The organism is Mycobacterium sp. (assembly GCF_049281135.1).
In the GTDB taxonomy this organism is placed as follows: domain Bacteria; phylum Actinomycetota; class Actinomycetes; order Mycobacteriales; family Mycobacteriaceae; genus Mycobacterium.
Genome location: NZ_JBAPRN010000561.1, coordinates 1 through 8,770, shown reverse-complemented (window position 1 = coordinate 8,770; position 8,770 = coordinate 1). Strand labels below are relative to the sequence as shown.

Below are 8,770 nucleotides of genomic sequence, written 5' to 3'. Positions count from 1 at the left end.
GGCCGCCGCCGACGAGTACGAGGTCGACGACTACCGGCGGATTTCAGTGCCCCTACGGTCCGGCCCGCGAGCGTGGGTCTACGTATTCGCCGGATAGCGTTCACCGGCCCACACTCCGGCGGAAGGTATGAAAGAGGCATGGTCGAAGAGGCAAAATCGTCAGCCTACGAGGCCCCGCCATCAGGCATCACCCGCCGCAGGCTGCTGACCACCGGCGCGGCGACCACCCTGGTCGGTGCGGGGCTCGGCGCCGGCGGCGTTGCCCTGCTCGGCTTACCAACTCACGGGCCGAGTGTGTGGACTCAGCCGAACCAGCGCGGCGCGCAGCCGGTGGGCGGCCTGCATCTGCAGTTCGGCAAGGATGCCTCCACCGATGTCGTCGTCTCGTGGCACACCACTGATCCGGTGCACAATCCGCGGGTCATGATGGGCACCCCGACCTCTGGCTTCGGCCGAACCGTGCAGGCCGAGACGCGCACCTACCGTGACGCGAAGTCGAACACCGAGGTCCAAGTCCATCACGCGCGGCTCGACAACCTGGCCGCGGACACCGACTACGTCTATGCCGCGGTTCACGACGGCACCAACCCCGAAGTTGGGACCGTCAGGACCGCTCCGACCGGGCGGAAACCATTGCGCTTCACCAGTTTCGGAGACCAGGCCATCCCGACACAGGGCCAATTCACAAGCCCTATCTACGGCATCCACAACCTTGGCTCCCCAGCGGCCGGAGACATCACGACGGCGATCGAGCGTCTCGCTCCACTGTTCAACCTCGTCAACGGCGACCTGTGTTACGCGAACCTCGCCGATGACCGCATTCGCACCTGGTCGGACTGGTTCGACAACAACACGCGCTCGGCCCGCTATCGGCCATGGATGCCGGCGGCGGGCAACCATGAAAACGAATTAGGCAACGGCCCAGTCGGTTACGCCGCCTACCAGACCTACTTCGCCCTGCCCGACTCTGGATCCGACGCCGAGCTCCGTGGGCTGTGGTATTCGTTCACCGCCGGGTCAGTGCGGGTGATCAGCCTCAACAACGACGACATCTGCTTCCAGGACGGCGGCAATTTCTACGTGCACGGCTATTCGGGCGGAGCGCAGAAGCGTTGGCTGGAAAACGAACTCGCCGACGCACGAAAAGATCCGCGAGTCGACTGGGTGGTGGTGTGCATGCACCAGACAGCCGTCTCCACCGGAGATCGCACCAACGGCGCCGACCTGGGTATCCGCCAGGAGTGGCTGCCGCTGTTCGACCGCTACCAGGTCGACCTGGTGGTGTGCGGCCACGAGCATCACTATGAACGCTCGCATCCGATGCGTGGAACGCTGGACAGCGAAACCAGAATGCCGATGCCGGTCGAAACCCGCGCCGGGGTAATCGACACCAGCAAGGGCACCGTGCACCTCGTCATCGGAGGTGGCGGCACCTCGACACCATCGAACACCCTGTTCTTCCCACAGCCCAGATGCCGCGTATTGACCGGCGCCGGGCCGTTCGATCCGGCGATGCGGCGCAAGGCGCCGATCTACGTCGTCGAGGAAGCGCCGTGGTCGGCATTCAGGGATAGCGAAAACCCTTACGGTTTCGTCGCTTTCGACGTCGACCCCGGTCCCCCGGGCGGCAAGACGTCGATCAAGGCGACGCATTACGCCGTCGACGGCCCGTACGGCGCGATCAAGGTGGTCGAGGAATTCACGCTCACTCGGCCTCGCGGCGGCTGAACTTTTCCTACCCTGAGGCGATGACCGCTACCGATCTCCCGCTGGCCGGCAAAGTCGCCTATGTGACGGGCGCTGCCCGTGGCCAGGGTCGGTCGCACTGCGTCAGGCTGGCCAGGGCCGGCGCCGACATCGTCGCCATCGACGCCTGCGCCCCGGTGACCGCGCACAACGGCTATCCGCCGGCGCTTCCAGAAGACCTCGCCGAAACGGTGAACCTCGTCGAGGGTGAGGGCCGCAAGGTTCTGGCCTCGGAGGTCGACGTGCGCGATGCGGCGGGCCAGCAGCGCGTCATCGGCGATGCCATCGAACAATTCGGCCGCCTGGACATCGTCGTCGCCAACGCCGGCGTGCTGAACTGGGGCCGGTTGTGGGAGATTTCGGCCGAGCAGTGGCAGGACACCCTCGACATCAATCTGACCGGGCTGTGGAATACGATCAAAGCGGTGGTACCACCGATGATCGCGGCCGGCAACGGCGGATCGATCATCGCCATCAGTTCAGCGGCGGGCATCAAGGCCGTTCCCGGCTGCGGTCATTACTGCGCCAGCAAGTTCGGTGTGGTCGGGCTGACCAACTCCCTGGCCGTCGAGCTCGGCGAGTTCGGCATCCGGGTCAACTCGGTGCACCCGTACGGCACCGATACGCCGATGGGCAACGACCTCTCGATGTACAAGGTGTTTCAGGACCACCCGGGCTACATTCACAGCTTCTCCCCGGGCGCGCTTCCGACCGAATCATTGGCCGCCCCGGACCTCGTCTCCGACATCGTGGTGTGGCTGGCCGGCGACGCCTCGTCGCTGATCACCGCGGCTCAGATTCCAGCCGACAAAGGGTATTTGAAGATCTGATCGCGATCCTCCGGCGGACCTGCTCAGCCCCTCGGCTGCCCTGGTAATGTCATTACCGGTTTGCGTTAATGGAACTCTCGGAAGGTGCCATATGACGGAATCGGTGGCAGAGTTCGCCGAGCGGGCCCGCGTCTGGCTGGACGACAACATGCCGCGCATCGCCGACCCGAACAATCCGCCGTACGCCGACCGTGGCGAAGAAGACTCCTGGCAGCACGTCCGCCAATTACAGCGACGGCTCTACGACGGCGGCTTCGCCGGGATCTGCTTTCCCACCGAGTACGGCGGGCTCGGACTGGACATCGCCTATCAGAAGGCGTTCGACGATGTCAGTGCCTGCTACGAGCTGCCACTGATCTTGAATGTGCCGACCTTCACCATCTGCTGCCCGACGATCCTCGACACTGGCAGCGAAGAACAGAAACGCCAACATATTTCGGCGGCGCTACGCGGTGACGAGGTGCTCGTGCAGTTACTGTCCGAGCCCAGCGGCGGCTCGGACCTGGCCGGCGTGATCACCCGCGCCGAACGGCGCGGCGACAAGTGGATCATCAACGGCGCCAAGACGTGGAGCACCGGGGCGTTCGCCGCCGACTACGGGCTGCTGCTGGCCAGAACCAACTGGAACGTGCCCAAACACGAAGGCCTGACGATGTTCCTGGCCCGCCTGGACAGCCCGGGCATCACAATGCGCCGGATCAAACAGGTCAACGGGTCGACCGAGTTCTGCGAAGAGTTCTTCGACGACCTCGTACTCAGCGACGATGACGTGGTCGGTGAGGTGGACAAGGGCTGGGAGGTCGCGACGCGCCAGCTCCACCACGAGCGACGGGCCGTTGGCGGCGGCTCGGAGTTCGCCAGCGGCAGCGGCGCCGAGAACAACCAGGAACAATCCCCCGACTATCACGCGATGCTGCGCGCGGCCGGGCTTAACGACAACGAGCGGGCCCGCGGGCTGGCCGGCCGGGCCCTGACGCATCGCGCGGTGTGGGAGCAACTGATCGACCACGTCTACCACGGCGTGCTGGACGGATCCCTCCCCCCGACGGGCGGCACGCTGATCCGGCTCTTCCAGGCCGAGGAAGTGGCGCTCGAGATCGACACGGCGCTGGCAATCACCGGTAGCGCGGGCGTGGTGGACGGGCCCGCCGACTTGATGTTCGTCGGCGAGCGCTACCTGTCCCGACAAACCGCTGCGCTCGGCGGCGGTACAACTGAGATGGCGCGCAACGTCATTGGCGAACGGATACTGGGATTTCCGCGTGAGCATGCCGCCGACCGCGGCGTGCCGTTCAACCAGGTCAAGCACAGTCGAACCTGACGGCGCCTAGCGCCCAGATCGACGGCAGCGTGCGGCCCTCTCGCGATTTGTCGCGCTCGCGTCGATCTCGGCGCGACCCGCCACCAATGCGACACGGGCACCGACGCCGAACTAGGAGAACAGTTCGGGGCGCTCGGCAACGTACTGACCTACCGTTGATGCCGGTAGTCCGGTGATCCTTTCGACATCATCGGTGGCGCGGTCATATCGTCCCGCGCGGTGTAACAGTGCCATGGTGATGAGATGTTGTTCGACGTGTTCGGGTAGGCCTAGCGGCTTGACGACTTCGTGGACCCAGGTTTCGTGCGGAATGTCGGTGCCGCGAATCGGCCGGCCCAATCCCAGCGTGTATTCGACGGCCAGTCCATCGATGTCGAGGCTTGCCGGACCGGTCAATTCGTATATCTCACCGATACGGTCGGTGGGATCTTCGAGTACTACGGCAACGGCACGGGCGACGTCGCTGGTGGCGATCGGTGAAGTTCTCGACTCTCCGAAAGGAAGGACCAACAGGTTGTGCTCCCGGAGCGATGGGGCGGCAAACCACGTGAAGAGCGGATTGTCCAGGAACACCGTCGGCCTAATGTGTACGACCGGGACACCCGACCAGTTCATGACGTGCTCGGCAAGATAATGAAGCCGATGCTGGTGCGACTCGCCCACGCTGGTCAGTGTCATTTGGGACACGGTCATTTGAGACATGTTCGCGATTACTTCAAGGTGGCCGTATTCCCTTGCAGCGTCACAGATTATTGCGGTCGCCTTGAGATAGTCCGCTGAGACGCCCATCGAAAAGAACATCCGATCAGCGCCCGCCATCGCGTCCACCACGTCTGCCGGGTCGGTCAAGTCACCGACGACGACTTCGGCGCCGAGTTCGCGCAGCGGATCGGCCCGCGCGTCGTCGTGGTGAACCAACGCGCGCACCCGGTTCCCGCCTGCTCGCAACAGCTCAATCACCTGTCGGCTGACACCACCGGTGCCGCCGCCGGCGCCGGTGATCAGGTACAAGGGCGTACTCATGCTCGTTCCTTAAGGCGTGCCTTCCCAATGCTTGGCAAGGGGGGTGCCGGCAAATCGCTCGAGCATCAATCGGGAAAACTGCAGCATCGCGCTGCGTGGCCGATGGTTGACGACAACGCGCTGCGTCTGTCCGGTCGCATTGAAGCTGACTAGAACCACGACATACGTGGGCGTGCCGCGGACCAAGCTGGAATAGTCCTCGAGAAAGCCGCTCTCCCCGCTGGGACCCGCGTAGTTGAACTCCTGCTGATCATAGAGTTCCCGGGCGGCGACCAGGATCGTACGAGCATCATCGGCGCCGCTCGCGATGCCGTCCATTGCCGCCGCCTCGAGCGTGACGTCGTCGGCCAAATTGTCCAACCACAGTGGGTAGTAAGGGTTTCCCATGTACGTCATAGGAGGCCTCCCTCGAATTCGTCGTGAGCAGAAATCGTCGCAAGACAGCGCCTGACCGGCCTTGCCGCCGAGTGCCGTCTAGCGGCCGAGGCGTGAAAGCACTTCGCCGACGACGGACTCGGTCGCCACGTCGACCTGTTCTCCCATCGTCAGGTCCTTCACCCCAATCGTTCCCGCGTCGATGTCGCGGTCGCCGGCCACCAACGCGACCCGGGCACCGGATCTGTCGGCGGCCCGCATCGCGGCCTTGAGCCCGCGATCGCCGTAGGACAGGTCCACCCGCACACCAGCCGCGCGCAACTGCCCGGCCAGCACCGCCAGCCGTAGCTTGGCCTGTTCGCCCAGCGGCGCCCCAAACACCTCGCACCGGGCAGTTTGCCCGACATCGTGACCTTCAGCCTGCAATGCCAGCAGCGTGCGGTCGACACCGAGACCGAAACCGATGCCCGACAGGTCCTGCCCGCCGAGCTGGCGCATCAGACCGTCGTAGCGTCCGCCGCCGCCGATCCCCGACTGGGCGCCCAGCCCGTCGTGTACGAATTCGAAGGTGGTCTTGGTGTAGTAGTCCAGGCCACGCACCATCCGCGGGTTGATGACGTAGGGCACGCCCAGTCCGTCCAGGTGAGCCAGGACGGTCGCGAAATGCTGCTTGGCCACATCGGACAAGTGGTCGAGCATCACCGGGGCGTCGGCCGTCATCGCCTTGACTTCCGGCCGCTTGTCGTCGAGCACTCGCAGCGGGTTGATCTCGGCACGTTTTCGCGTTTCCTCGTCAAGGTCGAGCTGAAACAGGAAGTCCTGTAAGAGTTCCCGGTACTGCGGTCGGCAGGTCTCATCGCCCAGCGAGGTGATCTCCAGTCGGAAACCATCGAGGCCGAGCGAGCGGAAACCCGCGTCGGCGACCGCAATGACCTCGGCGTCGAGTGCGGGATCGTCGACGCCGATGGCCTCGACACCGACCTGCTGCAGTTGGCGGTAGCGGCCGGCCTGGGGACGCTCGTAGCGAAAGAACGGGCCCGCGTAACACAGCTTGACCGGCAGCGCGCCGCGGTCCAGACCATGCTCGATCACCGCGCGCACAACCCCGGCGGTGCCCTCCGGCCGAAGTGTCACCGAGCGGTCGCCACGGTCGGCGAAGGTGTACATCTCCTTGGACACCACGTCGGTGGACTCGCCCACGCCACGGGCGAACAACGCGGTGTCCTCGAAGATCGGCAGTTCGATGTCGCTGTATCCGGCGCGGCGAGCGGCGTCCAGCAGCGCAGCGCGGACGGCGACGAACCCCGCCGAATCCGGCGGGACGTAGTCCGGGACGCCCTTAGGGCCTGAAAACGAAGAGAACTCGCTCACGGGCTGAGCCCCTCGATGTAGGGATTGAACTGCCGTTCGGCGCCGATGGTGGTCGAGTTGCCGTGCCCGGGTAGCACTACCGTCTTGTCGTCGAGCACCAACAGCTTGTGGACGATCGAGCGAAGCAGGTCACGGCCGCTGCCGCCGAACAGATCGGTGCGGCCCACCGAGCGCTCGAACAGCGTGTCGCCGGTCAGCACCACATCTTTCCCATCTTTCGCGCCGCTGGCCCGGAACACCACCGAGCCGCGGGTGTGACCCGGGGTGTGGTCGACGGTGACGCTGATCCCGGCCAGGTCGATCTTGTCGCCATCCCGATCCAGTTCGATCACCTGCTTGGGCTCGCGGAAGATCGCGGCGAGTAGCAACTGACCGAGCTTCGGTCCGAAGTCCTTGATCGGATCGGTCAGCATGAACCGGTCCTCGGGATGGATGTAGGCGGGGCACCCGTAGGTGTCGGCCACCTTCTGCGCCGACCAGATGTGGTCGATGTGGCCGTGGGTGAGCAGCACAGCCGCCGGCGTCAGCCGATTCTTGTCCAGGATGCGGCGCAGCTGCCCCATTGCGCTCTGGCCTGGGTCGACGACGATGGCGTCGGCTCCGGGGTGCGGCGCCAGCACGTAGCAGTTGCACTGCAGCAACCCGGCGGGAAATCCGGTGATCAACACGAACTCCAGTTTCCCACCCGAGCGATCGTGGACGGGTCGCGCCACCCTTATTGAGCGTGAGCTGGCACACTCGTCCTGACCAAGCCCGCGATGATGGAGGGATATCGGCGGTGCCGACCAACGAACAGCGACGTGCGAATGCCAAGCGCAAACTGCAGCGGCAGCGGGAACGACGCGCCCAGCAGGCTCGTCGTCGCCGGACTCTGGCCATTGTCGGCGGGTCGGTCGCGGCTGCGGTCGTGGTCGCCGCAATAGTGGTCACCGTCATCCCGACCAACAAGGACCACAACAACAAGCAAGCATCGGCCGCCGGCAGCTCGTCGACCGCCGCAACAGCGGGCCCGGTGTCGGGGCCACCGCTGCCGGCCTTCAAGCCGACCGCCGATCTGGGCGCCAACTGCCAATACCCGCCGTCGCCCGAGCCTGCCGCCAAGCAGGCGAACCCGCCGAGGCAAGGCAAGGTGCCCACCGACCCGGCGCAGGTCAGCGTCAGCATGGTCACCAACCAGGGTCATATCGGCCTGCTGCTCGCGAACAACGAATCACCTTGCACCGTAAACAGTTTCGCCAGTCTTGCACAGCAGAAGTTCTTCGACGGCACCAAATGCCACCGGCTCACCACCGGAGACTCGTCGTCGATTCTGCAGTGCGGTGACCCGAGCGCCGACGGCACGGGTGGCCCCGGTTATCAGTTTGCCAACGAATACCCGACCGACCAGTATCCGGCCGGGGATCCGGCGCTCAAGCAACCCGTCGTATATCCCAGGGGGACACTGGCTATGGCCAACGCCGGACCCGGTACCAACGGCAGCCAGTTCTTTCTGGTGTACAAGGACACGCTGCTGCCGCCCGCATACACCGTCTTCGGCAAGATCCAGCCAGACGGCCTGGCCACCCTGGACAAAATCGCCAAGGGCGGCGTCGCCGGTGGCGGCGCGGACGGCCCGCCCGCGATCCAAGTCACCATCACCTCGGCACAACTGGACTTATGACCATGAAACTCACGCGAATTGCCACCATGCTCGGGATGCTCGTCTTCGCGGTGACGGCGACGTCCTGCACCCATCACAAATCCGGTGACACCGCCGCCACGACGTCATCCAGCGCCGCGGCGACCTCCACTCGTCCCCCCCTCGCTCCGGTGACTGGCCCCGCTCTGCCGCCCTTCTTCCCGTCCCCGGCGGTGGGGGCCAACTGTCAATACCTGCGGTCCAGCGACCCGGCCGCCAAAGCGGCGCCGGCGCCGGCGCCCGGCAAGGCGTCGGCCGATCCCGCGCAGGTCGGGCTGACCGTTGTCACCGATCGCGGGCGGATCGGCCTGCAACTGGCCAACAACGAATCACCCTGCACGGTCAACAGTTTCGTCACGCTGGCCCAGGGGGCGTACTTCGACAACACCGAATGCCACCGGCTGACCACGTCGCGTACCTTGTCGG

The 8,770-nt window shown here is 65.3% G+C and carries 9 protein-coding genes and 1 pseudogene; 6 read left to right on the top strand and 4 right to left on the bottom strand.

Going from position 1 to position 8,770, the window contains the following annotated elements:
- From WAN02_RS21885 to WAN02_RS21870, 4 genes and pseudogenes are all read left to right on the top strand, one after another.
- Positions 1-97 (top strand): annotated as a pseudogene (locus tag WAN02_RS21885) (gamma-glutamylcyclotransferase); the annotation flags it as partial.
- A gap of 41 nt (positions 98-138) precedes the next feature.
- Positions 139-1,728: a purple acid phosphatase family protein gene (locus WAN02_RS21880; protein WP_422266315.1), complete on the top strand. Its 1,590-nt coding sequence runs from the start codon at positions 139-141 to the stop codon at positions 1,726-1,728.
- Between the two features lie 20 nt (positions 1,729-1,748).
- A complete protein-coding gene (locus WAN02_RS21875; protein ID WP_422266314.1) occupies positions 1,749-2,576 on the top strand; it encodes a mycofactocin-coupled SDR family oxidoreductase in 828 nt (275 codons plus the stop codon).
- Between the two features lie 91 nt (positions 2,577-2,667).
- Positions 2,668-3,897: an acyl-CoA dehydrogenase family protein gene (locus WAN02_RS21870; protein WP_422266313.1), complete on the top strand. Its 1,230-nt coding sequence runs from the start codon at positions 2,668-2,670 to the stop codon at positions 3,895-3,897.
- A gap of 111 nt (positions 3,898-4,008) precedes the next feature.
- On the opposite strand, the gene WAN02_RS21865 is transcribed toward WAN02_RS21870, so the two are convergent.
- From WAN02_RS21865 to WAN02_RS21850, 4 genes are all read right to left on the bottom strand, one after another.
- Positions 4,009-4,920 carry an NAD(P)H-binding protein gene (locus tag WAN02_RS21865; RefSeq protein WP_422266312.1) on the bottom strand — a complete coding sequence of 304 codons (912 nt, stop codon included), beginning with the start codon at positions 4,918-4,920 and terminating at the stop codon, positions 4,009-4,011.
- Positions 4,921-4,929: 9 nt separating this feature from the next.
- Positions 4,930-5,271, bottom strand: a complete 342-nt coding sequence (locus tag WAN02_RS21860) for a hypothetical protein (protein WP_422266311.1) — start codon at positions 5,269-5,271, stop codon at positions 4,930-4,932.
- Positions 5,272-5,394: 123 nt separating this feature from the next.
- Complete coding sequence (gene hisS, locus WAN02_RS21855; RefSeq protein WP_422266310.1) at positions 5,395-6,666, bottom strand: histidine--tRNA ligase; 1,272 nt, start codon at positions 6,664-6,666, stop codon at positions 5,395-5,397.
- A complete protein-coding gene (locus WAN02_RS21850; protein WP_422266316.1) occupies positions 6,663-7,334 on the bottom strand; it encodes an MBL fold metallo-hydrolase in 672 nt (223 codons plus the stop codon). Before WAN02_RS21850 ends, hisS begins: the two co-directional genes overlap by 4 nt.
- 110 nt (positions 7,335-7,444) lie before the next feature.
- Here WAN02_RS21850 and WAN02_RS21845 point away from each other — a divergent pair, with 110 nt between their 5' ends.
- On the top strand, positions 7,445-8,326 hold the full coding sequence (locus tag WAN02_RS21845) for a peptidylprolyl isomerase (protein WP_422266309.1): 882 nt from the start codon (positions 7,445-7,447) through the stop codon (positions 8,324-8,326).
- A 2-nt stretch (positions 8,327-8,328) separates the two neighbouring features.
- A partial coding sequence (locus WAN02_RS21840; protein ID WP_422266308.1) for a peptidylprolyl isomerase occupies positions 8,329-8,770 on the top strand: 442 nt, incomplete at its 3' end.

Bases quoted from the DNA above. Each gene is read 5' to 3' on its own strand.
- WAN02_RS21880 (WP_422266315.1), top strand. From the start codon at position 139: ATGGTCGAAGAGGCAAAATCGTCAGCCTACGAGGCCCCGCCATCAGGC.
- WAN02_RS21875 (WP_422266314.1), top strand. From the start codon at position 1,749: ATGACCGCTACCGATCTCCCGCTGGCCGGCAAAGTCGCCTATGTGACG.
- WAN02_RS21870 (WP_422266313.1), top strand. From the start codon at position 2,668: ATGACGGAATCGGTGGCAGAGTTCGCCGAGCGGGCCCGCGTCTGGCTG.
- WAN02_RS21865 (WP_422266312.1), bottom strand. From the start codon at position 4,920: ATGAGTACGCCCTTGTACCTGATCACCGGCGCCGGCGGCGGCACCGGT.